Source organism: Kosakonia sp. 1610 (assembly GCF_050435845.1).
Classification (GTDB): Bacteria; Pseudomonadota; Gammaproteobacteria; order Enterobacterales; family Enterobacteriaceae; genus Kosakonia; species Kosakonia cowanii.
The window spans coordinates 693,336-718,138 of record NZ_JBNDKZ010000001.1 but is presented as its reverse complement, the minus strand read 5'-3'; the positions used below and the strand labels follow the sequence as shown (position 1 = coordinate 718,138).

The following is a 24,803-nucleotide window of genomic DNA, read 5'->3' as shown; positions in this document are numbered from 1 at the left end:
TTTAATTTGCGTTTTTATCAATAAAGTCTCTCAACTCTTCGGATTTTTTACATTGTTCATCATCAACTGTCATAAAAGTTTTTTTAGAATTCTCGCAAAAATAATGATAATCATCATTAGCCTTCACATACCCCATAACTTTATTAAAACCTTTTATGCATAAATCAGGTTCTGAATGCTCAGAGCAAATAGTTTTTGTAAGTTCCTGCATCTCTTCACCAGATAATACAGTGCTAGCTTGTGCTGAAGATGCCATAAAAAAAACAGCCACTAATATTTTTTTCATCATATCGTTCCATTAAATAAAAGATTTATAAATATTAGTGTCTTAAATATTAAATGTCACTTAGTTGCCTCCGTAAGCGCCTCCTCAAGTCCGGCAAACGGATCCTTGTCTGTTTGTTGCTCTTCTCCCCCCCACTGCAGAATGGCATCAGTTAACGGCACTTTTGCACCCTGCGAGCCATATACGGCAGAAACAATCTGCGCCGCCTGAATATCACCGCGGATATCGCCGATCGGACTTATTTTGTCGTACTCAATCCACATTAGCATTTCACTGGCCGTCATGCTCTGCCTGAGTTCTGAAAGCGTGCGCCCCATGCGGAGCGCAAGCGACATCAGGAATTTAACACCGGGGGTGGCGACTTTTCCCGGGCATCTTCCCCGGATGCGATCAGATCGAGCGCCTGTTTAAGCAGACGGGAATGCACGGGGCCATAGATGGCACGCACTTCCGATTCATCGTCCGGGGTAAAGACCGGCTGTTTATCCTCGTCGCAGAGCACATCGAGAAAAAGCGCGACATCAGCGCGCAGGTTGCGATTCGCGCGTTCCGAAACCGAAAGCTCTTCAGCCCTGATATCGGTACCGGCGATCTCCTGCCAGCGCAGCCAGGCTTCGCCGGATGGCTCGCGCAGTACGACATTCACATTGCCCCATTCGGGCACGGTGACGGTTTTATGACGAAACCCGGAGTGTTTCGCCAGGGCAAGCTCTTTAATGGACATGATTTTCCTTACGAACCGGGTTCGATGTTTTCAGGTTTGCCTTTCAGGCGCAGGGAGAAGGTGGCCGCGACCACGCCGTTGGTACCGGATGACCAGGTGTGCTGGCGAACTTCAGCCAGGAAACGGAAGCCTTTACCGGACGGGAAGATCACCTGGAAGGCATACGTCGTGTCGTTGTCATATGCGTCACGCAGTGCGTCCTGTGCCGCATTTTTGAAGAAGTTGCCCGACAGCGAAATCTCCGACTGAGCCGGCAGGCCGTTGATGTTCTCCTGTTCTGTCGAGCACAGGGTGGTGACGTCGATGTCCTGTTTCTGGCCACCGGTGAACTGGACTTCTTTGAGCGTACAGCTCAGGTCAAGATAGTCGGCACTTGCCATCGTATCTTTCGTTGCCGGCAGCGAAGAGATCAGGATCTTCGTTAACTGCGATTTTTCATAAAGTGCGGACATAGCTGTCTCCGGGTATAAAAAAACCGCCTCGCGGCGGTATGGGGATTACGTGGGTAGTGATTACTGAAGGACGTGGACTTCTGCGGTTGCACGTCGCAGGCCTGTTTCGGGCTCGTAACCGCCGGTCTTGCTCATGCGGGTGAATCCCAACGGCGTCAATGCGGCGATCGCCTGTTCACGCAACGCGCGGGCTTCATCCACTGAAGACGCGTAAATATCCACCTGCAGGGCTGTGTCTTCCTCCGCCGGACCGCAGAAGGTGTCGCCATAGGTCTGAACCACCAGCGTGAATGTGATCCACGGCGGCGCAACTGCCGGTTCACCCTGGGTGTTAAGCGGCACCACGCCGGGGTAAACCTGTCCGTCGGCCAGCGCGCCGATCAGCGTGTAAACGTCGGCCTCGGTCATTTTGAAAGCACCCTGTCGATCGCCGCATTGGCTTCGGCGAACGCGGCGTTTACCGCATCCTCTTCACGCGCCTCATAGGCAGGCCTGACGAACGGTACGGGCGGCATAGTCGAGGTACCCATTTCGATAAAGCGCCAGTAGTAGGCATTACGCGGATCGCTGGCTTTCATCGTCTTGTCACTGGCGCCGGTGCGCGGGTTGGTACCGCGTATATGAACACCGGAAGAGATTGCCCCGTTGCGCTCACGCTGCGTCAGCACGACGATATTCTTTTTGAGTTTGCCCGTTTTCACCGGCGCGCGGCTTACCGCTTCATCTTTGAAAATGGTTGCCCCGGCACGCGTGGCATCGCGCATTACCTTGCGGTTTTCCGCTTTGCTGAGCGTGGCGAGATCCTCCGACAAATCGAGCAGGCCGGAGAAATCGAGGCTGGTACCTATCATGGTTTTACCCCCTGTTTGCAGAGAATTTCGAGCTGAGTGCACCCGGCGTCCGGGATGGGCGGGCCTGTCACTTCCAGCGTCAGCCCTTTGAAGGCGCCACTTTTAACGGTGAGACGTGATGCGGCTGAAATGTCACTGCGATACCGGACCCAGACCCGGACAGTCACTTCGGCTTTTTCAGCGCCGGCAGAGATGATTTCCCGGCCACTGATGCCTTTCACCTCGGCCCAGACAGTCTTTCCCTCCTGCCATTCCGGTTTAACATCACCGGAGGGGGTGCGGACGGGAACAGAATTCATAACGGTAATTTGGTCGCGCAAGCGCCCAGCATGCATAACGCCTCCGGTCAGAGAATGGTGGGGCAGCGAAGATCGTAGATAAGCATTGTTACCGAGAACGGCAGTTCCCCCTGTTGAAGCTTCTCTTCCTCTTCACCGCCGCGATTGCGGTCGAGCCAGCCCAGCAGCATAAGCAGCGCCGTCTGTGCGCGCCGCAGCGGTTCGCCCTCAATGAGATCGCCATTACCGGCAACGATTCGATCCCGACTGCCCTGGACATAAGCAAGAATGGCGGCACTACCGGCCTGAATTTTCAGCTTAAGATCGCCATCACCGGCATCAGCATCTATGCGCAGGTGGTCCTTTGCCTGTTCGAGAGTCACGAGCTCAATCACGTTTTATCCCTCCCGTCACGCCCGCGCTTGGTGGCAAGTGTCCAGCCTTTCGAGCCCGTTTCGCCGGGTTTATCCTGCGTCGGTTCGTCGCAGTGCCAGAGCGAACCGCCCCATGTCACCGTATCTCCGGGCAGATAGTCCTGACCGGATTTGAAAACGCCCTGGTAAATCATGACCGGAACGTCAAACGATTTGGTTTCGCTGCCGCCGCTCGCGCGGTTAACCGTCAGGGTAAAACGCCGCTGATCTGAACGTTCGATGTCAACGCCCGCCACGCCATCCACCACACATTCCCAGCCGCGCATGCCATGCGTTTTTTCATAGGCGCGCCACAGCCCGCCGTTGTGGGTAGCGTAAGATCCGCGCGGGTAACTTTTGCCCTCATCAATAAAGGGAAGTAGCTCCAGCGCCAGCGCGTCGCGACCGTCCTCGCCATCTCTGGGCGGTTCGGGGGCAGGTAGTGCTGCAACGGCTTCGCTGACCAGTGCCTTGACATCAGGCAGAACCGGCATTGATTCCGTAACAAGCGCCTGCAGCATCGGCTGCACATCGTCAGGCGTGAGGCTCCTGCCGTCCTGCGGTACCGGCATTGCCGCTACGGCGTCATCCACTGCCGCTTTCACGGCCTGTTGCAGCATGTCAGGATCGTAATCCTTGCCATCGCGGGGCACGGGCATCGCGCTGACCGCCCGATCCACCATCTGCTGCAGCATGGGCGCCACGTCGTCTGGTGTCAGACTTTTACCGTCCTGCGCAGGTGGTATGGCCGCTACCGCATTGCTGACCATAGAAGCGATATCCGGCAGCTGCGGCAGTTCTGGCTCAGGCAACTGAGAGACGGCATCCCGTACCATCGCCGACACATCCGGCGGTTCTGCGCTTTTGATATCTGCGATATGCTCTTCGAGGTGGGTGAGTTTTACTTCGAAGGCCTGGCGCTGCTCCTCAAGGCTTTTACTGAACCCCGCGCGCATATCATCAAGAACAAGCCCGAACTCCTCGCCCAGCACTTTAATGAGAGTTAATTCACGTTCATTCATTTGGTAAGCAATCCTCTGAGCATGGCTTTTGCCGCCGCCTGCTCTGCGTCAGACAACGCCTTTCCCTCATCACTGACTGACTGCGGCGCTGCGCTCTTTTTGCCGAACGGATCGTCAGAGGCATCGCGGCGCGCCAGCGCACCCAGGCTGAAATTCTGCTGCTGCAGATACAGTTCATCACCGCCCGTCACCGGCGGCAGGTTTTCACTGCGCCGCGCCTCATTCGGCGTGAGGATTGTGTTTTTGACACCTTCACCCAGCGTTTTGATACGGCGTTCGCTGTCCATACGCAGGAGCGCGCTGACGTCAAACTCGGTACCGGCGTCGTCTTCCAGTTCAAACGCCTCATCGAGCAGCAGCTCGATCGACTCAATCAGCGTCTGGAGACACTGCGAGTAATACTGCTGCTCCAGCGCCTCGATGTTGTCATAGGAAGGGAGATCACCAACTCCAGCTTTATAGGCCGGGACGTGAAACGTTGAGCAGACAATTTTTTCCGACATCTGCAGCTGCTCAACGACCTTCGCATCGTCAGCAGACATAGAAATGGGGTTGTATTTTGCGCCGTTACTCAGCAGCCCCGTTTTGCCTGCGTTTTCGCCTGTATAGCCCGTGTCCCAGTTCGCTTTCAGTTTCCGGGCATTTTCATCAGTGATGGTACCGGGCACCTCAATGACCCCGCTCGGCTTACTGCCGTTGCGGAAAAAGTGTGCTGAGTTTTCCTGAATATGGTGGCCCTGCATCGCAGCCAGGCCAGCCGCATAAATCGGTGAGAGCCCGATCAGCGGATGAAACAGGCAGTTGAAGCGGTCGTGGATCACCTCGCGGGCGGGGACCGTTACAGAAGCATCGACGCCGGTCATGTTGTCGGGGTTAATCTGGTAGAAAACCGACCCGTCATCCGCCACCAGCGGCGTCACTTTGTTCCAGTCCAGGATGCGCAGTTCGGTTATATCCCCGCGGGTATTCCGGATCTTCAGGACAACCGTATTCCCGTGGCAAAGCTTCGAGTTGAGCCAGCACTCGAAAAACTGCATCCGGTTCTGAAACGCATTCGGGCGTCTGTAAATCCTCGCGGGTGTACCGTTATTGTTTTCTTTCCATATGCCGTTTGAGTCCCGGCGCATCAGCCGCAGGGGCATCTTTGAGATATCGCTCGCGATCAGCGATATGCAGGTAAACACGGCGTGAAAGGAAAGCACTGTCGTCGGTTTAATTTCCAGATTACGCTGCCAGGCTCCCGCAAAAGGCTCACTGATAAGGGACATCCAGCCACCGCGGCTTGCTGGCTGCTGAAGTGCTTTTTCTTTTCTCCGGAAAGGGTTCCACATCAGCCATTCCCCGCATTATTTTTCTTTTTTCCGCCACCCGCGCGCTTTATACCGGTGTACTCAGCCATGCCCAGCAGCACCAGCACTCTCGCACATGGATCGTCCACGGTCTTTTCGTCACCGGGTCGCGAGTCATGTGTGCGCTGCAGATACCTGATTTTTGCCATGCAATATGGCGGGTTTTACCCCGCCCTCCTGAGTGGATTAGCTGCCCTGGCCGGTACCGTAGTTCACACCGGAAATGACGGCCACCGCAGCGGTACGGCGACGCTTCCAGTTGATCCAGCGCTCGGCGCGGATAGCCACGCTGTTGGTCTGCCACATCGAGACCAGTTCAACACCTGTTGGCGTTACGCTGTCATGGGTCGGGGCAGATTCCATTTCCAGCGAGGCTTCACTCGACATATCGACTGCCACCCCGCCTTCATCTGCCAGGTAAACATCGGGTGCGTTCACCAGTACCAGCTGATTGCCGACGTACTGGGAGACGATCGCCGGCAGTCCCTCGAAAACGCCGCCGAACATATTCATTTCCGGATATTCTTTCTGCCCCAGCGCATTCTTACGTTTAGACAGCGCAAGAGCTGTTGAGCTGGACATCAGCCATACCGCACCGGTTGGCTGAAGGTTGGCGTTAATGAACACCTGAAACGCTGCTGTACTGTCCTCATCCGGAATGCCGGTGCTGGGAATAGTCGGCGCGCCATTGGTGATAGAACCCGGCGAGACGCCGTTAACTTCACCTTTAGCGGGGTTGACGAAATCCGCATCCAGGCGGGCGATGACCGCTTCAGCCAGGGAGTTACGTACCAGTACGTCTGCTTTAGGGTTAGAAAAACGCAGAAGCTCTTCGGTCAGAACCGAAATTGCAGCAACTTTGGAGAAACCAAACGTGATGGTTTCGAAGTTGAAATTGGTCAGCGGTTTGGGCTTGCCCTGTCCAACCCAGTCCGCGGAGCCACCAGAAGTCTGCACCGGCACACGAATGTTAAAAGGGACTTCGCGCAGCGACGGGATATTACCGGTACCGAATTTACCAATGATGGTCTGCGGTCGCAGGAACTCCACAAAGTCATTGGCAAAATCCTGATATTCAACCAGCGCGCCGGCCCACTGCGGATCGGTAGTCGTGCCTGCGCTGACAGCCGCCTTAAGTACGTGGTGAAGTTTGATATCTTCCGGATATTTGTTTTTGGCGATCTGCAGCGCTTCCGTTCGCGCGCCTTTGGCCGCCGCCAGAGCCTTGGTAAAGCGGGCAAAGGCGATACCTTTTTCCAGCTTCGGCTCTACACGAATGATGCCCGGCGCGGTCACCGTACTGACATCGCCACCGGCGGCTTTGCTCACCGGCTTTGCTGTCTGGGCGATGCTGGATTCCATATCGCGCAGTCGCTTCAGGTGCGCGTCGACGGATTTGATTTCGGAAGAAGTGTTGTCATAGGCCTCCTCTTCTTCAGCATCCAGCGTGCGGCCGTCTTCAGCGGCCTTCGTCATTACGTCAGAGAGAGACGCCGCCAGCGCCGCACGCTTCGCTTCAAAGCTTTTGATTTGTTCTGCGATATTCATCGAACTGTTTCCTTTGTTGGTATTGGTTTTGGGTGCTGTAGCGCCAGCGGCATGGATCGATTTCACCACCGGTTTCTCATTGCCGGACGCGGCGAGTAACTGGCGGTCATAAGATTTCACGGTATTGATGGAGCATTCGGCGTTTGCCGGAATGGTCACGGCTGAAACTTCAAGAAGGTCCCAGGACAGAAAGCGGATCCCGCCCTCGTCCAGGAACGAATATTCAATGGGACGGAAGCCGATGGAGAGCCCGCGCACCAGCCCGGCCTTAATGGATGCCCAGGCCTCGTCAAGCCTGGCGACGAGCTGGGAGGGCATATCCGCGGTGGGCTTCACCAGTTTTGCGGTGATCTGCAGCCCTTCTTTCACCATTTTTGGGGTACAGGTACCAATGGGCTGGGACCGGTCGTGCTGCCAGAGAAACGGCGTGTCGCTGCGAAACTTCGCGCCCTCCGGCTCCATAATGTCCCCGTCACGATCCGGCGATGGCGTGGAGGCGATGCCGGTAATGATCCGCTCATCCTCGTTTACCGCTTTCACCGTCATGAGGGTGCATGCGCGCTTAAGCGTCATTTTGCTGCCTCCTGAAACGAAAAAACCCGCCGGAGCGGGTTGTTGACTGACATAGCTGTCATATGAAATGCACCTGATAATCCTGCTTCTTCGCCTCAGGGTTCAGCGCCATAAGCGAAACGGCATTAAACAACGCCATGAGCGGGTCAATCTTGCCCTTCCCGCTGGCCTGCTTGGTAATGAGGATCGCATTGCCTTTTGGCTCGACGCGGGCATTGCCCACGCACCAGGCCATCATGGGCTGCCCGGCATGCACCAGCACGCCTTCGGCAAGCTTGCGTTCGGTCGTTTTTATCGCACCGCCGAGGCGCCAGCCCTGACTGACGCCCACCACGGCATCAGCGGGAATCTCCGCCTCGATAAGTGCGTCGAGGATCTGCCCCACACCGGAGGGGTCAATGCCAATCTTGTCGAGAAGCTCGGCGGTGTGGATGCGGCTGACGTACTCCGCCACCTCTTCCGTGTCCTGCCCGACACGCTTCACAATGGTCAGGTCACCTGCTTTCACAAAGTCGTTAAACCGGGACTCCTCGCTTTTACGGCGCCGGATTGCTATTTCATGAGCCCAGGCATGACACCAGCAGAGCCACTCACGCGTCTCAGCATCTCGCCCGACGGCACTGAATCCCAGCAGGTCATCAAGCCCGCCGCCGTCAATGCCGACCGAGATCACTTCCGCGCGCTGCAGCAAATCGTTAAAACTCACCCGCCGCGCCTGCTGCTCCCAGAAATCGACGCCCGCCCAGCGGTCGCTGCGCAGGTTGAGACCGATTTCGATGTTGAGGTGTTTCGCCAGAAACTGCTGCAGCGTGCCATCAGTTTTCGCCTGGTTCTTTCGCAGGTTATCGGCAATCCACTCCGGACTGACGGAAAGGCCGATGTTCGGGTTGGTGATATAGAAGTTTTCAGGCTGAAGATAGGCCTTGGTCTGGATCATGCTCTCCGGGAATTCGTAGAGGATCCCCAGCGTTTTCGGATCGCTGATTTTGCCGTCGCGCACATCGCGCCAGTAATCGAGGCGCTCCTTAAACACGCCTGCCGGCGGGTCATCGCTCTGCGTGGTGAGGTAAATCACCCAGCCTTCATTGCGCGATACCTGCCCGCCGAGTGCCTCCATAAACATCGCCTCTGCGTTGGCGCGCTTGCCGAAAAGCCAGAGTTCGTCGACGAGGATCCGGCCTGACTTCTTCCCGGAGACCGTGTCGGTATCAGCGGCCACCACTTTTAGCGTGTTTCGAGTGACCCGGTGGGTGATGGTGCGGATATGATCCTGAATCTGGAACATATCTGTCAGTTCTTCATCCGCACGGATCATGCCGGCGGCAGGTTTGAAGCTGTTGTCGGCCACCTCTTTTGTCGGTGCCAGAATGAGATGCTCCTCGTCCTCACGCCAGCAGAGAATGAGCGCGGTCAGCATAATGCCTGCGGCAATCGTCGACTTGGTGTTCTTCTTCGATATCAGCAGACCGTATTCACGGATGAGCTGGTTACCGGTCTCGGCGTCGTACCCGCCAAAGATGACTTTAACAAAGTCGAACACCCACGCCTCGGAACACTCACCGAATGTGGGCTTGCCCGGCAGATCGGAAACACGGAGTTCGCGGAATATGCTCAGCGCCTGTTCAGCCTGGTCAGCGAATATTGGCGGCGGAATGATGGACTCGCCATCGATGAGGCGGTTTTCCCAGTCGGTGCAGGCCGTGGACCACTGCGCCATGGATTACCCCTCTTTGTTGTTCACCACCAGCTTTGGCGGTGCCATGGATCCGAACTTGCTCGCGCCTGCGGCCACTTTTGCCGCAGCATTGCGCGCCTCTTTTTTGCCCGTTTCCCCTTTTTTGGGGTGAACATAAGGCAGCATGGCCTTTGCCGCATCTTTCCGGGTGTCAATGTCCTCAGTGGAGTCGTTCATCACTGCCATCAGAAATTTGAGCGGATCGTCATACTGACCAGCCGCCGGCGGCATTTCCGGCTGAGGGATTTTTTCCGGGGTGTTTACCGCTGGGGTATAAACATTTTTCCGGTACGCCGGCACCTCATCCACGGTGACGGTTTCTTTCTTTTTACGGGCAATAAAAGCGGTGACTTCCGGGTCTTTTGCAAGCTGCGACCCCTTTGACCGCGCGGATTTCTCCGAGTAGCCCGCCTTTACTGCCGCATCTTTCTGAGACATGCCGGACATCAGCGCCACCGCGAATTTTCGCTTTTGCGCTGTTAACATGTTTATACCCTCCAGAAGGGGATTTTTTCTCTGCGTGAGGGAGGGGGCGGTGTACAGGGTGATCGGCCTTTTTTTTGAGCCCTCCCCCCCCCCCGGTAATGAGAATCATTATCATTACATGTGAAATAGTTTCAAAAAAAACTAATATCTCACTTAAATGATAATCACTTTCATTTGAATCAGAATATGACTGTTCCCTGTCCGTCAGCGCCTTCAGGCACGGCATGTTTCAGGGCTTCATCATCCGGACTGGCCGTGGCGGCTTCGCGCGCGGATTTTCCGGCGTGGCATTCCTTACAGAGCGTCCAGAGGTTGCGCTCAGAGTTGTCGCCGCCGAACTGCAGCGCGATACGGTGGTCAAGCTCGCTCTCATGCAGATCAACGGCGCGTGAGCACATACAGCAATGGCCTCCGTCGCGTACCCACAGCCGTCGCTTAAGCCCCACACGCACACTGCCACTGATGCGCCGCTGCTCACCGTAAACGGGTTTGATGCGTCGGGTGTCCATGACCTTAAGCCGGGGTTTCAGGGTCGTGAGCTTAGCCATGTAACCTCCATGCCCGTCGCCGCTCGTGGCGGGGCTGACAATCGGGATGCCTCTCAACGGGATCACCGTCAGCATGATCCACCAGTGAGCAGCAGGGATAGATAACCGGGCCGCCGCAGGCATCGCCCACGGCGAAGTCAGCAGGCTTACCCGCGTCCCAGCGTGACAGCAGGTCAGGTAACAGAGCTGTCGGCACGCTGTAGCAGACAGCATGCATGAGACGCTGCATAGTGATGTGATCGGCACGGATGCGATCAGCAGCAATGAGCTTTGTCGCTATCTCAAGCTGGTACTGTGGCGGGCGGCCGGTGCCAAGGTAGAACGAGCAGAGCTGGTCAGGAAAGCAGTCCAGCCAGTCAGCAACCTTTTCCGCAAACGCCGTGACCGGCAGCGCGTCATCTTCCAGCACGACCACCCGACAGGGTTGGTCGCCAGCCCATTCCAGTGCACGGCGGTGATTCCAGTTGGCACCCCTGTCGTGCTCGTCCACCAGCAGGTGAGCGCCAAGAGAGTCAGCCAGCCTTTCGGCCTGCTCTCGCCGGGCGTGATGACCCACAACAACGAACCTGATTTCACTCATGACTGACCTGCACGCTTGCAATAAAAAAGGCCGCACAGTGGCGGCCTCAGGAGGGGTGAGCATTCAGCCTGAGACGGCTTATCGTCTCTCTTCTCCCTGGCGGGTGGCGCTTAACGCAGAACGTCCGGCTGAATGCTCAGATACATTATTACTTACCGGTGCTATTTATGCTGCCACCAGGCGAACTCCTTACCGGTGCCGCCTGATTTGAAAACAGTATGTACCTGCGGGCCAGTCACGACGCGATCGCCAAAACGTTTAGCCATAATGCCAAAAGCCAGCATATCGCCGACCGCTGCCGGCGCATTCTCTGTCTTCCAGAAGCGGTGACACTCCAGCAGGTAATAAAGCCGCACTATGCCGTGCGCAAAGTCCATCACGTCAGCGCGCAGTCCGCCAAGCAGCCCGGCATTCAACATTACATCAGCGCTGTGCTCATCGAGGAAGGCCTGATAGATGCGCTCCGGGTGGTGCTGGCGTGCCCAGGCATCGGCATAGGTCTTTGGTTCAGAGCCGACATAAACCTTGCCCGGCACCATATCTGCCCATGGCTCGTGGACCATTTCGACATCGGTACCGTCAGTGCACCAGACCAGGTGATATTCAGGATGATCGCGCAGGAGCTGCCAGATATGGAGCCAGCGCCGGAAGTAAACGTTCATCTTCACGGCGGGAACGCGACACAGTTCGACATCAGCCGGCGCGGTTGCCAGCTCATCAGCCAGCACAATCCGTCCGCATGCGCGTAATGACGCAGCCCACTTCATCAGCAGATCAGGTGAAGCTGTCATTCTGGTACCGCGCTGCGGGTCAGGCTCACTGGTCAGCAGCGTGGTGATCACTACATTGCGTTGAGGGCGATACGGGGCGTAGCCGGTATAACCGGTGTCGCGCCGTTGGTTGTGAATTCTGACATTGCGCTTAACCTGCTCTTCCCGATCCGGCCGCGGTACCGAACGCTCAACCAGTTCATGCTCATCAAGGGAGTGAATCAGCTTTTCAGAACCAGCCACATCAGCGAACGCCCACGACGTCAGCCCGGCATTGTGGATGCGCAGGGCGAGATCGCTGTGCTCATACATGCCGCGGCCGTAAATCGGGTCGAAGCCACCAACCCGCTCTATCGCGCTGCGGTGGTAATAAAGCATCACGCCGCGCTGGCCGGTGTAAGCCACATGCTTATCGTCCCGGTATAATTCAGCGATATCGTTCAGCTTTCGCGCGCCAGCCAGATCGAGAAACTGATAAGCCAGATGTGGCTCGGGTGATTCGATGTAAGGCAGCCACCAGCCATCAGCGATCGGCCAGGCGTCATCGTCCCACAGGAAGAGATGCTCACACCCGGCATCCATCAGCGCGGTAAGGCTGGCGTTCTTAGATGCCACTATGCCCAGCGATTTATCGTGCCGGATCAGGTTAACGCCAGCGGGCGCCACAGCTGGTGGCTGTGAACCATCATCAACGACCACCACCAGCGCGCCGGCTGGTATGTGCAGGAGTTGTTGCTCCAGCGCCTGGCTGAGCACGCCAACGCGATTATGCGTGGAAATGGCAATGCCTATTCTGCTGGTGCTTGAGACGCAGACAGGAGCATACGGGACACCATCAATAGTGACCTGCATAATATCTCCAATAATTAAGGAACAAGAATACGACGTTCAGTGATACATTCTGATTGTGATTCGCTTTGATATAAGAGAGGAAAAGAATATGTCAGATGTAAATGAGCGTTTATCTAAATTAGAAGATCACGTTGATGAAATTACTCTTGAGCTGCATGCTGCTCATGTGGCAATTACCGTTCTGTCCTCTGTCATAGGTGCGATAGTTAAAGAACCAGGAGCAATCGCACGCGGTTATGAACAGGGAATTAAATCAGCAGAAGCCCCTAAATTTCGATACCCAGCCCCAGCTGGCTATAAGCAAAAGCTCGACGAAATAGTATTAAAACTACTTGCTAAAGTGGATTAACAATTGATTTTTTTACTAAAAGCTGCTGTTTCTAATAATGTTTAACAGCAGCATTTTTTAACCTATTTGGCCTTAGGGTGCTCACAAATAGTTAGTGAATACTTGCGTCGTCTGGTGGTTTCGCTTCACTCATAGTTCCTCGTTATTTAAGGCACTGAGTGCTGATGTAGTCCTGCAGGTAGCCAACCTGTTTGGTCACTGTGGCGATTCGCTCTCTGAGGGTGAAATAATTTCGCTCAGCGGTGTTAGTAAGTCTGGGGCGGGAAGCATCGCCCATGCCGCCGGGGCCGGGCGCTCCGCTCGCTGGACATCTGGCGTTGAGCTGCAACCGGCGCTTGCCAGTAGCAACATCGCGCTCAAGCTGATCGATAGTGGCTTTAGCATTCGCCAGTTCCCCCGTGTATTTGACATCAAGTGCAGCAACGTCGCGCTGGCGCACCTTCATGTCGCCGATTGTGTCGTTTGCCAGCTTCAGGTTGTGGGTAGCTTTATCGCGCTGGTCTTTGAAGGTGATCGCGTTATTGCGGTAATGGTTAATCGTCCAGCCGATGGATAGTACGCCGGCGAGTAAAAGCAAAGCCGCAGCGGCTTTCCAGCTGGAGATCATTTTTTGCTGTCCGAAAGGAACAGCGCGCGCTCTGCCTCACGACGCCTCATCAGACCAGGCAGTACTTTTCCACCAGCCTTATTCCAGCGCGGGAACTCATCAGCAGCACCGGCGTAATCACCAGCATTAAGCTTTTGCAGTAGCGTGGAAGTCGACAGCGCGCTGGTGCCGAGGTTGTAGGCGAACGATACCAGCGCATCAAACTGACCCTGCGTCAGCTTCACCTTCACCAGCTTCGACACGTCACTTTCGTAGCCCACCAGCCCGGTGCGTAGCAGGCGCTCGGCGGTTTCTTCTTTGATGGTCATACCGGGGCGGATCGGTTTGCCGTCCACAGGCTGTGTCCAGCCATAACCAATTGTCCAGACGCCCACACTGTCCTGATAGGCTGTGAGCCGCAGGCCTTCAAACTGCTTGATGAGAGAAATGCCTTTATCGCTGATCCGCATTATTCTGGCCTCAGTACGTTAAAAAGGCGCGCCACGTTGCCGCGCGCTTTGAACACAGCAGCGCAGATGATGAGATTCAACATGACGGTCGCCCAGTGGACGTGAAAATAGAAATCGAACATGAAACGGAACGGGACGGACGCATACGCCAGGACGATTACGTATGCCAGCCAGGAGGCCCATACGTTGTGCTTACCTCCCGGCTTACGGAACATCATCAGCCGGATCACGATCATCGTGCAGGCGGCGACGTTCGTCAGCACCAGTGGGTCAGTCGTTACCATTGTTTCCTCCCCGCCACCTTTGCAGCAGTGACAGAGGATCCTGCTCACTGAAAAAGGTCAGCGTCTTAATGGCCAGCGCAGAAAGTAGAACCGCGCCGAGAGCATCCAGAGGCTTGTCGCTGTAATGGGTGACGCTGGCGAGCATCGAGCCCACCAGCCCGGATCCGTACACACCTGCAAAGTACGAGACGACGAAATATGCCGTTCGCCGCGGCAAAGTCAGATCGGCGGCAGTTGCCACGTAAAACACCGCCCCGGCGAAAGCGCCAAAAACGACACCGTAATCAGTACCAGTCAGAAGCCCATAAAGACTGGCACCGGTTAAGGCGCTGGCCGTCGCAGCAGATCCGGTAACAGGTTCGGACATTTAGCCCCCTCATTTTTGCTGTGTGTCCTCTCAGAATGAGGGGAATAAAAAAGGCCACCCTTAGGTAGCCAGATGATTACTAAACCCACCCTGCTGGGCTGAGTCATAAGATTAAGTTGTGTGACGAACTAACCACTTTTATCAGATTACGATAGTTTTTGCGTACGCGTTATAGTTTTCTTACAATCTACTTTTGAATTTAAGGAAAGGTGACATGACCACACTCAAAACGCTTCGAGAAGAGCTTGAGCAGCTACAAGATGAAACTGCAAAGAGCAGAAAAAAATCCGAAATTGCCGCATTAATATCCTCTGCTGATAATGACATCAGGCTCGCTCAAAGAAATATAGGATATAACGTGCGCGAATGGACAGTTGAAGTAATTGTTCAAAAGTATGGTGATAACCTTGCTACTGACAAAAATGAGCTTTTCATTCCCGACTATCAGCGCGATTACAAATGGGATATCAAAACTGCTTCACGATTTATCGAAAGCATACTTTTGGATTTCCCGATACCATACCTCTACATTGCCGATGTATTCAATGAAGATCCCGAACTAGATGGTCGCGTTGAAATTATTGATGGCTCGCAAAGGATTCGCTCGATTTATTACTTTTGGAAAGGCGACTTTGAATTAAAAGATCTAAAAGAGCTCAAAAACCTAGAGGGCTTTAAATTTTCAGATTTATTAGCTAGCCGACAAAGAAGATTTTTAAGAGCATCATTAAGATTTATTGAGCTGAAAGGTGATGTAGAGGAACAGCACCGAAGAGATTTATTCGAAAGGATAAACTCCGGTGTTAAAAGACTGGAGGCGATGGAAGTTAGGCATGGCTCAGATGCGGCCGCCTCAGTTTTCTACAAAGAAGTCGTTACACCGTGCTCATTAAATCCGACATTTTCCCGCCTAGCCCCTTTATCAGACCGAAAACGATCTAACGGGGACCATCGTGAGTTAGTTTTGAGATTTTTCGCGTACTTGAATGACTTAGATAATTATAAGGGCTACGTTGCGCCATTTATCGATAATTATCTTAATGTCCAAGCAGAAACGGTCAAACTTCAAGACATCAACAATTTCAAGGATGATTTTGAAAATATGCTTGCTTTTGTTGATACACACTTCCCAATGGGTTTCAAAAAAATGCCAACAAGTAAAACTACGCCTCGTGCTAGATACGAAGCAATAGCAGTCGGCACTGCCCTTGCATTAAAGGATAGTCCGCATTTACAAGCACCAGTAGTGCCAGTGGGAGAATGGTTATTTGAAGAAGAATTTGAAACAATAGTTACAGCTGATAGTGCCAACAATACAAGTCAACTTAAAAATAGAATCTTCTATGTTAAAAATAAATTATTAGGGATTTAATCATGAGCCTGATTGATTTAAGAGATGAATATGAGGAAAGAGCAAGAGAAATTTTGGAGTTACTTTCTCTTGCCTCCTCTTTAGAGGCTCTCGCCTATCAATTAGATCAGCAAACACATCAGGATGAAATAGACTCCCATCTTCTGAGGGTAAATATTCTGAAATCATCCATACACATGATGCTTTACAATCAAGTTGAAAATACCGCTAGAGGCTGTATTGAATCAATTTACGATCATTTGCAAGACAATGATATCAACTACTCATCTCTGAGAGAAAAGTTTCAGGTAAACATACTCCACCGCATCATTTCGGACAATGTAAACGGGAAATCTTTATATCAAAAAATTGGTACAGACATATCAAAAAAAATCATTACAGCATCATTAAATATTCGCAAGGAATTTAATGGTAATGTTTGCAAACCCGTACTACAAAAAATCACACAAGCGTACGGAATAACTATTGCAAATTCACCTGAATGTAGAAATGGAGTTGATTTAGATCTTCTTAAAGACATTAGGAATGAACTTGCGCATGGGAGTACCAGTTTTTCTAAAAAGGGTCAAAATGACCCTTTAGAAGAAGTTAAATTAAGGTCTGAAAGAATTGACTTGTATTTGAGATTATTGATTAACTCAACAGAAAATTACATTACCTCAAGCGGGTATTTATCACCTCAACATGCCTGACAAATGTTTCCCCTATTATTTGCCCAACTATAGGGGGAACAGCATTTCCAATCATAGTGCCCAACTTTTGGAAAGAAAAGGGAGTATCACTATCAAGGAATTTATAATCATAAGGGAAAGACTGTAAAATGGCAGCCTCGCGTAAAGTAATCGCTCGGTTTTGTTCTGGATGACCAAATCGTCCGTTCCCATACCCATAACATTGAGTAGTTATTGTTGGGCTTGTGTCATCCCAAACCATCCGACCGTAAACGCTTTTGTAGGTAGAACCTGAATTCTTTTTGTGACATTCAGCTCTAATTTCTTCAGGCCAATCATCCCAAGTCCCACCGGGCAGAGAATGCATAATGCGTTTAAGGTTAAGATCCCTTAATTTTGGTGAGCAGTGTAAAGGGTCGCTTTCAAATTTCTCACCAGCGTCTACTTTGGGTAACTGACCGATTGCTGCCTTAACAGTAACTTTATGGTTAACTTTTTTTTGATCAAAACTAATTGGCCCTAATCTTGAGCCAATAAGAATTAGTCTGCGTCTATTTTGAGGCAAACCATATTCAGAGCATTTAACTACGTCATACCATAGGTGATATCCAAGTGACCGAAGTTCACTCACAAAATCTTCGAAGACGCTATGTGTTCTTAGTTGCGGGACATTTTCCATAGTCACAAGTTCAGGCAGGATATCGCTAACAATCCTTTGGAACTCTGATAAAAGGCGCCACTTCGCATCGTCTTCTTTACTATTTGGATTACGATACTTGGAGAACGGTTGGCATGGAGCACACCCCGCAAGCAACTTAATATTCCCGTGCTTGAACATTGTAGACACATCGCTGGATTGCAGTTCAGTAATTGATTGGTTAATGAACTTAGTTTGCGGATTGTTTCGCTCAATTGGAAAACGGCAAGACTCATCAACGTCAATGCCATGAGACACTTCAATACCAGCTTTTCTGAGTCCAAAAGTTAAGCCGCCTGCGCCACAAAAAATGTCTACTGCTTGAATGTTCACAAGATTCTCCGTCACTGTATCCTGGTATTATATACATATAAAAGTAGGGATAGTAGAGTGATTTTGTATTACACCTAAGTCATTGTATAAATGTCAAAAATGATAAACATCCTTCTACAAACCCCATCGCAACTTGCAAATCCTTCCTGATAGTCCCGTCCGAGCACTTCCGTTTTTTTGCAATCGCGCGTAAAGAGATGCCGACAACAAAATGAGCGATAACCAGCTCATACTCTTCAGGCTTAAACTTCCGCAATCGCGCTACGCATCCATCAATCATAATCCCGTGATCGTCATCACATTGAAGTCGCCCCTTCTTGCCATGGGGTAAAAGTCCTTTAAATCCTGCGGCTATAGGCTGCCAGTCCACACCGCTGTTATCTGAAGAAGCCCACGCCCCCCACATGTCCATCAATTCATACATATCACGCATAAATCATCTCCACTCTTACGCCAATGCGCCAATAGCCAGCGCGCGATCAATAAAACGAACCAGCAAATCCAGTTGGCTGCCGTGCTTTTCTTCAAATGCCACGGTGTCAGCGTGCAACGCGTCGTGATGCGCTCTGCAAAGCGGAATCACAAACAGGTCGTGCGCCTTCGTACCCATTCCACCCTGCCCGTGACCTATCAGGTGATGGGGGTCGTCTGCCGGGTTGCCACAGCACATGCACTGCTGCGTTTTAACCCAACGGGTGTACTTCTCATTCTCCCAGCGGCGGCGCTTCGGGCGCAGCATGAAGGATTCCGGCGTTTCCGGATCGACATTCAGCGCCAGCACCTTCTTAGCCACTTCCTCTACTATCTCCCGCCCAAGGCGTTCACCGGGCACCAGCTCTGTTTCGCGGGTGATGGAACGGATCACCGGCTTCGGCATTCTCAGCACCTGCCGGGCGGCATCTTCCGGCAGGGCATCGGCCAGGCCATTACGCGCGAGCCACCAGCAGAACTCCGGCAGTGTGAGAGTATGCGAATCGTCGAAACCCAGCTCACGGCGTGCGGTGGTGAGGATATAAGCCGCGCTGTTCGCCCGCGCCATGCGCGCTAGCTGCTCTGTAGTCTGCTCACGTAGCAAGTTATCGCAGTGCCAGCACACGCGAAGCGCGCCAGGCGCGTGGCGCATCGTGGTGATGTTCTCGGCGTGCCAGGACTCATGCGGCCACTGACACTCCCCGCTTTCCATCAGCCAGCTTTCAAGCCCGCCGATGCCGCCGGCGCGGCGCAGCACCGCATCGTTTTCAAAAACACCGGCAAGCGCAGGATCTTCGGCCAGCGGCTGCTCTGCTGGTGGCAGCTCGCCGTTGGGCATACCCGCCAGGCGCTCCGGCTCGTTCTCCAGCAGCATGCGCCCACGGCGGAAATGCATCAGCAGGCTGTAACCCGGCCTGAACATGACGAGCCCCAGCTCTGCCACGACGATCGGAGTAAGTAGTGCCCTCACTTCGCAGCCCCCTGCGCTTTATGTGCCGCCCACAGGCCGCCGACCCACTGAATCCCCTTTGCCGTGAAACGCGCCTGGCTGAATGCATGGTTGTTTTCGGTGCTGGTGCCGGTTTTCACCTTAAAGCGACCGTTTTCAATGTGCTGGTGGTGCGGCGTCAGCACCCCGCCGAGGCGATACATGATCCTGTTATCGATGAGGAACATGCGAAACTCAGGCTCTTTTGCGTTAAGCAGCTTCGCCACCTGGCGAAAAGACATTGAGCCACCCGCAGAGCAATAGCGATCCACAAATTCCACCTTAGGCGCCGCGGCAGCCAGTTCCTGTTTGAGCTGGTGCTGCTGCTCGGCAAGATCAGCGGCGAGGCGCAGAGCCTCCGGCAGGGATTTCGGTACCTGCATCGCCTGCTTGCTCTCCAGATCCTGCCAGCGGTCAACCAGACGGGCGGTAAACTCTGGCGAGAGCTGAGCCACCACGACATAGCTGTCACGCTTACAAAGCTGGTACACGGCGACGGTCTGCCCGAGGTGATTGGCAACTTCCACCATTGGTGGAAGTTGAATAACTCCGCGTTCTGCCAGTCGCTCTACTGTCCGTTTGACGCTATCGTGACGTGATTCAACCAGATCGGCGATCTCCTGGCTGCTCATCGCCAGTTCCTCTCCCGGCATCATCGCCGCCGGGGTAAAAGCGGATACTGCGTTCATCTGTTGCATATGTATCTCCGTTAAGCGGCTGCAACCGCTGTTGGTTCATACCTGGTGATCGTGATCTCCACCCTTCCGCCTTTCACTGTCGGCCCCCACTCCACCAGCATCTTTTTCACCTGACTGTCGTCCTCCCATACGCCGGCATGCGTCAGCGCATCAAAAAGCGCCTTGTTGTAGTTGTCGATGTCCCGGCGGCGCGCGTCAGGCGGAAAAAGCAGGATCTCTACCGTTGCGGGCTCGGTAGAAGGCTTCGGCAGGCGGCGTAGCTGCTCGATGATTGCCGCACACGCTGCGCTCTGAAATGCACGACCAGCAGCACTGATGAGATGGCGACCCTTCAGCGGCCCCTTATTCGGAGCGCGCCAGTAGGTGTTCACGCTCGGCGGGAACGGCAGGATCAGCTTCATAGGGCTACCCCGCGCATCTTCAAAAACGAGATCGCCTGGTCTCTCGCATCTTCTTCGCCGGCCACCAGCGAGCGCAGCAGCGAGACTGCTTCATCTTCCGCGCCCTGGCTGCTGATGGAGATGCCGCGGCACACACCCGGAAAAAGGGTGATAGCGCCTTTACGCTCGAGAGATCGCAGCACTTCAGTTGCCGCGTTCGGCGATGCTGCGCCCATCAGTTCGGCAACTTCCTTTTGCGTCGGTGGGATCCCATGCTCCTTATGGAAGGCCACAATCAGGCTCAGTATTTGCTGCTGGCGGGCTGTTAACAGGTTCTTTTTCACACTACCTCCTCAGAGAATTGCCACGATGTCAGCAGCGTTTTCCCGTGTGCTGCCTTTGCTGGAAATGGAGCGGCGGGCGCTGACGTGATGCAGCGTGAAGCCGTGCTGCTCGTAAAGCTCAATAATCCGTGGCGCCGTTGAGTTGCTGATCACCACCCGCGCGCCGCGCTGATGCGCCGCAACACAGGACTCCACCAGTGCCACCTGGTCAGCCCATACGAAACCGCCAGCGGCATAGTTGGTAAACCCCGCCGTGCCCGGTAATGGCTCATATGGCGGATCGCAGTAAACGACATCGCCCTCGCCCGCCAGCGACAGCGTGCGGCGGTAACCGGCGTTCATGAACACGCAGTTGGGCGCCACAGCAGCAAAAGCCAGCAGCTCTTTATCAGGGAAATACGGGTTGGCTTTTTTACCCCAGCCGACATTGAACTCGCCGGCGCGGTTGTAGCGGATCAGGCCATTGAAGCAATGGCGGTTCAGGTAGAGGAATGCGGCGGCGCGCTCCGGTCCGGTCATCTGCTGCAAGTTGAATGCCTGGCGAACGGCGAAGTAACTCCGCTCGTCACTCATTTCAGCAAACAGCTGGCGCGCCAGCAGCGTTACCTGCTCCGGCACAACGGCAAGCATCTGATAGAGGTTAATCAGATCCGGATTGGCATCAGCCAGCAGGAATCTCTCGTGTTTACCGGAGTTGATGAACACTGAACCGCCGCCTACAAACGGCTCAATCAGCCGGGAACCCGCCGGGATGAGGCGATCCAGTTCAGGCATCAGTAAATATTTACCGCCAGCCCATTTCAGGAAGGAACGCTGCCATACGCGCGGCGCCGGTTCTGCCACTGGCAGTGCTGCTGCCGTATCAGCCATCATGAGCGGAACCCCGAGTTTTGCGGCAGCGAGTAATCGACGTTCTGGAATGTCGCGCGGGAAGCGGTGCTGCTGACCCACTCGCCGTTGCGGCGCGCCGGGCGCCCTGCTTCGTTCCACTTCGTGGCGGCCTGCAGGTAGCCAGGGAATTTGCTCGGCAGAAAAAGCGTGGTCGGGCGCAGATACTCTGCCATCTGCAAATCGGCGCTCCACTTCTCGTTGGTGTAATCCACGACAAGCTTCAGCTCTTCAGCGCTGAACCCTTCCCCCAGGCGAGCCCGGATGTGTTCCAGCGATGTTTTCGATACCTGGTACCGCGATCCGGTTTGCTGGTTCAGGTAAGTCAGAACCTGTTTAGCCTGGTCAGTAACCATCACGGCATCGTCGGGTTGCGCAGCAACCGGACAGAAAGGGTTTTGATTTTTATCTGATGGATCTTGTTTTGAATTTACTGACGGATCCCCCCCAGATTCTGACGGGTGAAAACCGCCATTTTTGCCAGATTTCGACGCGTCAGATTTTGAGGCGTCAGATTTTGACCCGTCAGATTTTGAGGTGTCAGATTCTGACAGGTGAGAAAAGGCAGCGGCCTGAAGCTTTTGCACGTTGAGCTGATAGACGTTCGACGCGTTACGGTTGCCCTTGCGGCGCTGCTGACGGGAAAGCCAGCCATCCTGTTCAAGCTTGCCGATCGCCGTGCGCACGGTGCTTTCACCCGCGCCAAGCTGGCGGGCGATGGTCTCGATCGAAGGCCAGCACACACCGTCGTCGTTGCTGTAGTCGGCCAGGCGCGCCATGATGGCAACGCTGGTCAGCTTCATGCCAGCTGCGGCACAAACATCCCAGACATAGCCTTGTAATTTAGTGCTCATGGTCGTCCTTTATTTCTCTGAATTTACGCTGGAACTGATCGAGCGGACTGAAGCATTCATGGGGGTAGTCAGTCCGCAGATAGATAACCCGCCGCGATTCTGGCTCCCACCGAATGACACAGACGGGGATGCCTCTTCTGTCACGAAACCACCTGTCGAGTTCTCGTATTCGGCTTTCTCCCCCTGGCTGTTAAAATCACCTACAACCCACTCAGCAAACGGGTAGCTGACAGGCTCAACAGCGCCCTGTACTCTTACCCCATACACGTACTGCACCGGGCCTTTACCGCCGGTAACAGGAAGCGCGACAAGTTGCGACCTGCGGTACTGTGTTGTTAAACTGTTCATGCGTAGGTATCTCCACACTTTGATCGACACGCCACGACGCCAGGGGCTGCAACCCGCTGGCGTCACTTCTTTTTGCGGCTGAATAACGCGATAATCGCGGCAATCTCTTCTTCACGCGCGGCCATATGGCGGCGGTGACATTCCATAATTTCTTCGGCTTCATCCTGCTCAATCACTCCATCTTCCAGCGCCTGCTGAATGATCTGGTCGACGTGCCCGCGCGCTGCTGCTGTTCTCATCGAACGGCTGAAAAGGTCAACGCGATCGAGGTCTTCCATGCTCGGCTGTTCCACCAGCAGGCATCCGCGGCGCCGGGCAAAGTAGTCAGCCAGGCAAGAGGTGTTCGAGATGTCCTCCATGGCTTCCAGCTCGGAGGCCTCGAAGAAACGGCAGCCGTTCTTCTCGTACAGGTTGTTGTTGAACTGCGTCATGCTCATCCCAAGTGCACCAGCCATCGCCTCGCGCCCACCCGGATAGGCTTTACACATCGCCTTAACAACAGTTTTTAAAGTGTGCTCTACCATCTTGTTTTTCCTTTGGTAGTTACGATTAAACGGCCGTTTCGTTAGGCTTCTGGTACATCTTCGCGTCGTACTTCAAAACACCTTTTGTGATTCGCTCAATTACGAAAGCCTGTTTCTCTGGAATTACGTCGCCCCAGCGGCACACAGCAGGATGTGAAATGCCCAGTGCGTTTGCTGTTTTTGAAATACCGCCAAAATGATTCACAACATCGGTTTTACGCATGATTCCTCCTAAATGATGACGCCTTAAAGGTAACAAAAGGTACATCAAATAGCAAACAACAGTTACCTCATTAATAGGTAACATTAGTTACATGAAAACTGAAATGAAAGACCGAATCCGGGCACGACGACTACAACTGGAAATTACGCAGCAATCCTTAGCAAAAAGGCTCGGGGTGAGTAGAGTTTCAGTTACGAAATGGGAAAATGGCTCCACTAAACCTGATGGTGAAAATCTTCACCAGCTGGCGTTATCGCTCGCCACTACCCCTGAATGGCTGCTCTACGGTCAGAACGATGGCACTCCCGATGACACCAAGCTGGTACCGTTCATTAAAGCTCCGACAGCTGTACCGATTATTTCTGCCGTTCAAGCGGGTCATTGGACGGAAACTTATGCTGATGCGAGGCTATCAGACGTGATTTCATGGACGCAAACCACTGCTGATGTTTCCAGCGAAGTTTTTGGTCTGATTGTCAGAGGTGAGTCAATGACAAACCCTAACGGACTACCATCGATACCTGAAGGTTCTATCGTTATTGTCGAACCAAATTATGGTCAGATGGATGATCTTTATGGAAAAATCGTTGTGGCGGTGCTGGACGGCTCATCAGAGGCGACAGTTAAAAAATTAGTATGGGATAGTCCTCAAAGCTATTTGATGCCCCTTAACCCCGCTTTCAAACCGATACCGATAGATGGCAATTGCCGAATAGTTGGTAAGGTTGTCCAAATTACCCAAAATCTTTAAACCGATAGCCATCATTGGATGGCTATTTTTTTACCCCTCAATGTAACTTTTGGAACATATAGGCTTGACGATAAAGGTAACTAAAGGTACCTTTAATTCACGGCGTATGGCACATGCGTCGAAGCGGTCCACAGCCTCCCTTGAAGTACTGCATTGGGCTTGTGGGTAGCCGGAATGTGGAAGCCAGGCATGCGCCATACGGCGACTCACCATCGCGGCGATACGGTGTGACACCTCGGAAGCACACGAGGACGCAACAGGAGAGAGCATTGGTTGGAACGCACATAGAAGCTTCGTTGTCCGGGCCAGTGGCTGGGGAAGAATCCAGTACAAACCGACCGGCGGCCAGATCGGTGCCAGGTTACGCAGTGCTCTCCCCATTGTGGTGAATGCGGCTCAGCGCGCGCGGGACAGTTAACCAGGTCTTTATCAGGTGGTTTGGTACCCGATCGCAAGTAACTGGATGCGATCACCGGGAGGCACCCGGCACCACAAAGAATAAGTGCAACGTGTAGTCATTGGCGGCATCGGATCTTATTTTCCCGTGAAGGTGCCGCACTTTTTTCGCATAGATGCAAGCGCGCTCCGGCACTCTCCCTCAAGTGTCTGGTCGTTAATGCAAACTCCTTACGGAGCGCGCTTTCATCTGTGTGGAGATACCGTGGCGGTTGCAGCCGCCCGCTTCATTAAGCGCCCTTCGCTGTTCCGGGCGTTTATTAAAGCGAACCCATTTTTATT

The 24,803-nt window shown here is 53.6% G+C and carries 34 protein-coding genes and 1 pseudogene; 4 read left to right on the top strand and 31 right to left on the bottom strand.

Translation table 11 applies throughout. The features are described 5' to 3' along the window. Position 1: 1 nt before the first annotated feature. The 16 genes and pseudogenes from ABIC80_RS03435 to ABIC80_RS03360 form a co-directional block, all read right to left on the bottom strand. Complete coding sequence (locus tag ABIC80_RS03435; protein ID WP_429175496.1) at positions 2 to 289, bottom strand: hypothetical protein; 288 nt, start codon at positions 287 to 289, stop codon at positions 2 to 4. 53 nt (positions 290 to 342) lie between these two features. Continuing rightward, entirely contained in the window at positions 343 to 621 is a 279-nt protein-coding gene (locus ABIC80_RS03430) for a phage tail assembly protein T (protein WP_429175494.1), read from the bottom strand. Beyond that, positions 621 to 1,010, bottom strand: a complete 390-nt coding sequence (locus tag ABIC80_RS03425; protein WP_429175491.1) for a phage tail assembly chaperone — start codon at positions 1,008 to 1,010, stop codon at positions 621 to 623. The genes ABIC80_RS03430 and ABIC80_RS03425 overlap by 1 nt, the downstream gene beginning before the upstream one ends. A 32-nt stretch (positions 1,011 to 1,042) precedes the next feature. Then, a pseudogene (locus ABIC80_RS03420) lies at positions 1,043 to 1,462 on the bottom strand (phage tail tube protein); the annotation flags it as partial. A 60-nt stretch (positions 1,463 to 1,522) separates the two neighbouring features. Further along, on the bottom strand, positions 1,523 to 1,870 hold the full coding sequence (gene gp17, locus ABIC80_RS03415) for a tail completion protein gp17 (protein WP_429175489.1): 348 nt from the start codon (positions 1,868 to 1,870) through the stop codon (positions 1,523 to 1,525). Then, positions 1,867 to 2,313 (bottom strand): HK97-gp10 family putative phage morphogenesis protein, encoded by a 447-nt coding sequence (locus ABIC80_RS03410; protein ID WP_124968000.1) that lies wholly within the window; start codon positions 2,311 to 2,313, stop codon positions 1,867 to 1,869. Before ABIC80_RS03410 ends, gp17 begins: the two co-directional genes overlap by 4 nt. Continuing rightward, complete coding sequence (locus tag ABIC80_RS03405; RefSeq protein WP_429175486.1) at positions 2,310 to 2,648, bottom strand: phage head closure protein; 339 nt, start codon at positions 2,646 to 2,648, stop codon at positions 2,310 to 2,312. Before ABIC80_RS03405 ends, ABIC80_RS03410 begins: the two co-directional genes overlap by 4 nt. Before the next feature lie 11 nt (positions 2,649 to 2,659). Next, a complete protein-coding gene (locus ABIC80_RS03400) occupies positions 2,660 to 2,986 on the bottom strand; it encodes a head-tail connector protein (protein ID WP_305207711.1) in 327 nt (108 codons plus the stop codon). Next, positions 2,983 to 4,026: a phage gp6-like head-tail connector protein gene (locus ABIC80_RS03395; RefSeq protein WP_429175484.1), complete on the bottom strand. Its 1,044-nt coding sequence runs from the start codon at positions 4,024 to 4,026 to the stop codon at positions 2,983 to 2,985. Before ABIC80_RS03395 ends, ABIC80_RS03400 begins: the two co-directional genes overlap by 4 nt. Continuing rightward, on the bottom strand, positions 4,023 to 5,357 hold the full coding sequence (locus ABIC80_RS03390; RefSeq protein ID WP_429175482.1) for a phage portal protein: 1,335 nt from the start codon (positions 5,355 to 5,357) through the stop codon (positions 4,023 to 4,025). Before ABIC80_RS03390 ends, ABIC80_RS03395 begins: the two co-directional genes overlap by 4 nt. 204 nt (positions 5,358 to 5,561) lie before the next feature. After that, positions 5,562 to 7,496, bottom strand: coding sequence for a phage major capsid protein (locus ABIC80_RS03385; RefSeq protein ID WP_429175479.1), 1,935 nt, complete (start codon positions 7,494 to 7,496; stop codon positions 5,562 to 5,564). Between the two features lie 58 nt (positions 7,497 to 7,554). After that, entirely contained in the window at positions 7,555 to 9,213 is a 1,659-nt protein-coding gene (locus ABIC80_RS03380; protein ID WP_429175477.1) for a terminase large subunit, read from the bottom strand. 3 nt (positions 9,214 to 9,216) lie between these two features. After that, complete coding sequence (locus ABIC80_RS03375) at positions 9,217 to 9,717, bottom strand: terminase small subunit (RefSeq protein WP_429175474.1); 501 nt, start codon at positions 9,715 to 9,717, stop codon at positions 9,217 to 9,219. Positions 9,718 to 9,896: 179 nt separating this feature from the next. Continuing rightward, the gene (locus ABIC80_RS03370; protein ID WP_305206039.1) at positions 9,897 to 10,265 is read right to left on the bottom strand and encodes an HNH endonuclease; all 369 of its coding nucleotides are present in this window, start codon (positions 10,263 to 10,265) and stop codon (positions 9,897 to 9,899) included. Beyond that, complete coding sequence (locus ABIC80_RS03365) at positions 10,258 to 10,845, bottom strand: hypothetical protein (RefSeq protein WP_429175471.1); 588 nt, start codon at positions 10,843 to 10,845, stop codon at positions 10,258 to 10,260. The genes ABIC80_RS03370 and ABIC80_RS03365 overlap by 8 nt, the downstream gene beginning before the upstream one ends. Before the next feature lie 161 nt (positions 10,846 to 11,006). Continuing rightward, positions 11,007 to 12,467, bottom strand: a complete 1,461-nt coding sequence (locus ABIC80_RS03360; RefSeq protein WP_429175470.1) for a glycosyltransferase family 2 protein — start codon at positions 12,465 to 12,467, stop codon at positions 11,007 to 11,009. 88 nt (positions 12,468 to 12,555) lie between these two features. Here ABIC80_RS03360 and ABIC80_RS03355 point away from each other — a divergent pair, with 88 nt between their 5' ends. Further along, on the top strand, positions 12,556 to 12,816 hold the full coding sequence (locus tag ABIC80_RS03355; RefSeq protein ID WP_429175467.1) for a hypothetical protein: 261 nt from the start codon (positions 12,556 to 12,558) through the stop codon (positions 12,814 to 12,816). A 142-nt stretch (positions 12,817 to 12,958) separates the two neighbouring features. On the opposite strand, the gene ABIC80_RS03350 is transcribed toward ABIC80_RS03355, so the two are convergent. Genes ABIC80_RS03350 through ABIC80_RS03335 form a run of 4 tightly spaced genes read right to left on the bottom strand, consistent with a single transcriptional unit; the run spans position 12,959 to position 14,523 of the window. Next, positions 12,959 to 13,423, bottom strand: a complete 465-nt coding sequence (locus tag ABIC80_RS03350; protein WP_429175464.1) for a lysis protein — start codon at positions 13,421 to 13,423, stop codon at positions 12,959 to 12,961. Then, positions 13,420 to 13,875 carry a lysozyme gene (locus tag ABIC80_RS03345; protein ID WP_429176466.1) on the bottom strand — a complete coding sequence of 152 codons (456 nt, stop codon included), beginning with the start codon at positions 13,873 to 13,875 and terminating at the stop codon, positions 13,420 to 13,422. Before ABIC80_RS03345 ends, ABIC80_RS03350 begins: the two co-directional genes overlap by 4 nt. Next, positions 13,872 to 14,156: a phage holin family protein gene (locus ABIC80_RS03340; RefSeq protein WP_429175461.1), complete on the bottom strand. Its 285-nt coding sequence runs from the start codon at positions 14,154 to 14,156 to the stop codon at positions 13,872 to 13,874. The genes ABIC80_RS03345 and ABIC80_RS03340 overlap by 4 nt, the downstream gene beginning before the upstream one ends. Beyond that, positions 14,143 to 14,523: a phage holin family protein gene (locus ABIC80_RS03335; RefSeq protein ID WP_429175459.1), complete on the bottom strand. Its 381-nt coding sequence runs from the start codon at positions 14,521 to 14,523 to the stop codon at positions 14,143 to 14,145. Before ABIC80_RS03335 ends, ABIC80_RS03340 begins: the two co-directional genes overlap by 14 nt. A 214-nt stretch (positions 14,524 to 14,737) precedes the next feature. Here ABIC80_RS03335 and ABIC80_RS03330 point away from each other — a divergent pair, with 214 nt between their 5' ends. Further along, entirely contained in the window at positions 14,738 to 15,895 is a 1,158-nt protein-coding gene (locus ABIC80_RS03330) for a DUF262 domain-containing protein (protein ID WP_326901487.1), read from the top strand. A gap of 2 nt (positions 15,896 to 15,897) precedes the next feature. Beyond that, positions 15,898 to 16,587 (top strand): MAE_28990/MAE_18760 family HEPN-like nuclease, encoded by a 690-nt coding sequence (locus tag ABIC80_RS03325; protein WP_326901490.1) that lies wholly within the window; start codon positions 15,898 to 15,900, stop codon positions 16,585 to 16,587. Here ABIC80_RS03325 and ABIC80_RS03320 read toward each other — a convergent pair. The 11 genes from ABIC80_RS03320 to ABIC80_RS03270 form a co-directional block, all read right to left on the bottom strand. Beyond that, entirely contained in the window at positions 16,550 to 17,596 is a 1,047-nt protein-coding gene (locus tag ABIC80_RS03320; RefSeq protein WP_326901491.1) for a DNA cytosine methyltransferase, read from the bottom strand. The genes ABIC80_RS03325 and ABIC80_RS03320 overlap by 38 nt on opposite strands. A 79-nt stretch (positions 17,597 to 17,675) precedes the next feature. Continuing rightward, positions 17,676 to 18,029: an antiterminator Q family protein gene (locus tag ABIC80_RS03315; RefSeq protein ID WP_429175456.1), complete on the bottom strand. Its 354-nt coding sequence runs from the start codon at positions 18,027 to 18,029 to the stop codon at positions 17,676 to 17,678. Positions 18,030 to 18,044: 15 nt separating this feature from the next. Next, positions 18,045 to 19,037: a DUF968 domain-containing protein gene (locus tag ABIC80_RS03310; RefSeq protein ID WP_429175453.1), complete on the bottom strand. Its 993-nt coding sequence runs from the start codon at positions 19,035 to 19,037 to the stop codon at positions 18,045 to 18,047. Continuing rightward, on the bottom strand, positions 19,034 to 19,753 hold the full coding sequence (locus ABIC80_RS03305) for a phage antirepressor KilAC domain-containing protein (RefSeq protein WP_429175451.1): 720 nt from the start codon (positions 19,751 to 19,753) through the stop codon (positions 19,034 to 19,036). The genes ABIC80_RS03310 and ABIC80_RS03305 overlap by 4 nt, the downstream gene beginning before the upstream one ends. 11 nt (positions 19,754 to 19,764) lie before the next feature. Next, positions 19,765 to 20,154: a RusA family crossover junction endodeoxyribonuclease gene (locus ABIC80_RS03300; protein ID WP_429175448.1), complete on the bottom strand. Its 390-nt coding sequence runs from the start codon at positions 20,152 to 20,154 to the stop codon at positions 19,765 to 19,767. Next, positions 20,151 to 20,477, bottom strand: a complete 327-nt coding sequence (locus ABIC80_RS03295; RefSeq protein WP_429175446.1) for a LexA family transcriptional regulator — start codon at positions 20,475 to 20,477, stop codon at positions 20,151 to 20,153. Before ABIC80_RS03295 ends, ABIC80_RS03300 begins: the two co-directional genes overlap by 4 nt. A 9-nt stretch (positions 20,478 to 20,486) precedes the next feature. After that, complete coding sequence (locus ABIC80_RS03290; protein ID WP_429175445.1) at positions 20,487 to 21,350, bottom strand: DNA adenine methylase; 864 nt, start codon at positions 21,348 to 21,350, stop codon at positions 20,487 to 20,489. Then, on the bottom strand, positions 21,347 to 22,219 hold the full coding sequence (locus ABIC80_RS03285; protein WP_429175443.1) for a conserved phage C-terminal domain-containing protein: 873 nt from the start codon (positions 22,217 to 22,219) through the stop codon (positions 21,347 to 21,349). Before ABIC80_RS03285 ends, ABIC80_RS03290 begins: the two co-directional genes overlap by 4 nt. Beyond that, positions 22,209 to 22,388 carry a DUF4222 domain-containing protein gene (locus ABIC80_RS03280; RefSeq protein WP_429176464.1) on the bottom strand — a complete coding sequence of 60 codons (180 nt, stop codon included), beginning with the start codon at positions 22,386 to 22,388 and terminating at the stop codon, positions 22,209 to 22,211. Before ABIC80_RS03280 ends, ABIC80_RS03285 begins: the two co-directional genes overlap by 11 nt. Before the next feature lie 241 nt (positions 22,389 to 22,629). Then, complete coding sequence (locus ABIC80_RS03275) at positions 22,630 to 23,091, bottom strand: YmfL family putative regulatory protein (protein WP_128482525.1); 462 nt, start codon at positions 23,089 to 23,091, stop codon at positions 22,630 to 22,632. A gap of 25 nt (positions 23,092 to 23,116) precedes the next feature. Then, positions 23,117 to 23,314: a Cro/CI family transcriptional regulator gene (locus ABIC80_RS03270; RefSeq protein ID WP_429175440.1), complete on the bottom strand. Its 198-nt coding sequence runs from the start codon at positions 23,312 to 23,314 to the stop codon at positions 23,117 to 23,119. A gap of 91 nt (positions 23,315 to 23,405) precedes the next feature. On the opposite strand from ABIC80_RS03270, the gene ABIC80_RS03265 reads away from it, so the two are divergent. Further along, complete coding sequence (locus ABIC80_RS03265; protein WP_429175439.1) at positions 23,406 to 24,065, top strand: LexA family protein; 660 nt, start codon at positions 23,406 to 23,408, stop codon at positions 24,063 to 24,065. Positions 24,066 to 24,803: the final 738 nt, after the last annotated feature.

Excerpts from the sequence above, each read along its gene's own strand:
- ABIC80_RS03315 (WP_429175456.1), bottom strand. The coding sequence starts at position 18,029 with ATGCGTGATATGTATGAATTGATGGACATGTGGGGGGCGTGGGCTTCT.
- ABIC80_RS03380 (WP_429175477.1), bottom strand. The coding sequence starts at position 9,213 with ATGGCGCAGTGGTCCACGGCCTGCACCGACTGGGAAAACCGCCTCATC.
- ABIC80_RS03290 (WP_429175445.1), bottom strand. The coding sequence starts at position 21,350 with ATGATGGCTGATACGGCAGCAGCACTGCCAGTGGCAGAACCGGCGCCG.
- ABIC80_RS03370 (WP_305206039.1), bottom strand. The coding sequence starts at position 10,265 with ATGGCTAAGCTCACGACCCTGAAACCCCGGCTTAAGGTCATGGACACC.
- ABIC80_RS03340 (WP_429175461.1), bottom strand. The coding sequence starts at position 14,156 with ATGGTAACGACTGACCCACTGGTGCTGACGAACGTCGCCGCCTGCACG.
- gp17 (WP_429175489.1), bottom strand. The coding sequence starts at position 1,870 with ATGACCGAGGCCGACGTTTACACGCTGATCGGCGCGCTGGCCGACGGA.
- ABIC80_RS03405 (WP_429175486.1), bottom strand. The coding sequence starts at position 2,648 with ATGCATGCTGGGCGCTTGCGCGACCAAATTACCGTTATGAATTCTGTT.
- ABIC80_RS03360 (WP_429175470.1), bottom strand. The coding sequence starts at position 12,467 with ATGCAGGTCACTATTGATGGTGTCCCGTATGCTCCTGTCTGCGTCTCA.
- ABIC80_RS03305 (WP_429175451.1), bottom strand. The coding sequence starts at position 19,753 with ATGCAACAGATGAACGCAGTATCCGCTTTTACCCCGGCGGCGATGATG.
- ABIC80_RS03335 (WP_429175459.1), bottom strand. The coding sequence starts at position 14,523 with ATGTCCGAACCTGTTACCGGATCTGCTGCGACGGCCAGCGCCTTAACC.
- ABIC80_RS03350 (WP_429175464.1), bottom strand. The coding sequence starts at position 13,423 with ATGATCTCCAGCTGGAAAGCCGCTGCGGCTTTGCTTTTACTCGCCGGC.
- ABIC80_RS03300 (WP_429175448.1), bottom strand. The coding sequence starts at position 20,154 with ATGAAGCTGATCCTGCCGTTCCCGCCGAGCGTGAACACCTACTGGCGC.
- ABIC80_RS03395 (WP_429175484.1), bottom strand. The coding sequence starts at position 4,026 with ATGAATGAACGTGAATTAACTCTCATTAAAGTGCTGGGCGAGGAGTTC.
- ABIC80_RS03285 (WP_429175443.1), bottom strand. The coding sequence starts at position 22,219 with ATGAGCACTAAATTACAAGGCTATGTCTGGGATGTTTGTGCCGCAGCT.
- ABIC80_RS03325 (WP_326901490.1), top strand. The coding sequence starts at position 15,898 with ATGAGCCTGATTGATTTAAGAGATGAATATGAGGAAAGAGCAAGAGAA.
- ABIC80_RS03330 (WP_326901487.1), top strand. The coding sequence starts at position 14,738 with ATGACCACACTCAAAACGCTTCGAGAAGAGCTTGAGCAGCTACAAGAT.
- ABIC80_RS03270 (WP_429175440.1), bottom strand. The coding sequence starts at position 23,314 with ATGCGTAAAACCGATGTTGTGAATCATTTTGGCGGTATTTCAAAAACA.
- ABIC80_RS03425 (WP_429175491.1), bottom strand. The coding sequence starts at position 1,010 with ATGTCCATTAAAGAGCTTGCCCTGGCGAAACACTCCGGGTTTCGTCAT.
- ABIC80_RS03410 (WP_124968000.1), bottom strand. The coding sequence starts at position 2,313 with ATGATAGGTACCAGCCTCGATTTCTCCGGCCTGCTCGATTTGTCGGAG.
- ABIC80_RS03355 (WP_429175467.1), top strand. The coding sequence starts at position 12,556 with ATGTCAGATGTAAATGAGCGTTTATCTAAATTAGAAGATCACGTTGAT.
- ABIC80_RS03275 (WP_128482525.1), bottom strand. The coding sequence starts at position 23,091 with ATGGTAGAGCACACTTTAAAAACTGTTGTTAAGGCGATGTGTAAAGCC.
- ABIC80_RS03385 (WP_429175479.1), bottom strand. The coding sequence starts at position 7,496 with ATGACGCTTAAGCGCGCATGCACCCTCATGACGGTGAAAGCGGTAAAC.
- ABIC80_RS03265 (WP_429175439.1), top strand. The coding sequence starts at position 23,406 with ATGAAAACTGAAATGAAAGACCGAATCCGGGCACGACGACTACAACTG.
- ABIC80_RS03435 (WP_429175496.1), bottom strand. The coding sequence starts at position 289 with ATGATGAAAAAAATATTAGTGGCTGTTTTTTTTATGGCATCTTCAGCA.
- ABIC80_RS03375 (WP_429175474.1), bottom strand. The coding sequence starts at position 9,717 with ATGTTAACAGCGCAAAAGCGAAAATTCGCGGTGGCGCTGATGTCCGGC.
- ABIC80_RS03430 (WP_429175494.1), bottom strand. The coding sequence starts at position 621 with ATGTCGCTTGCGCTCCGCATGGGGCGCACGCTTTCAGAACTCAGGCAG.
- ABIC80_RS03365 (WP_429175471.1), bottom strand. The coding sequence starts at position 10,845 with ATGAGTGAAATCAGGTTCGTTGTTGTGGGTCATCACGCCCGGCGAGAG.
- ABIC80_RS03390 (WP_429175482.1), bottom strand. The coding sequence starts at position 5,357 with ATGTGGAACCCTTTCCGGAGAAAAGAAAAAGCACTTCAGCAGCCAGCA.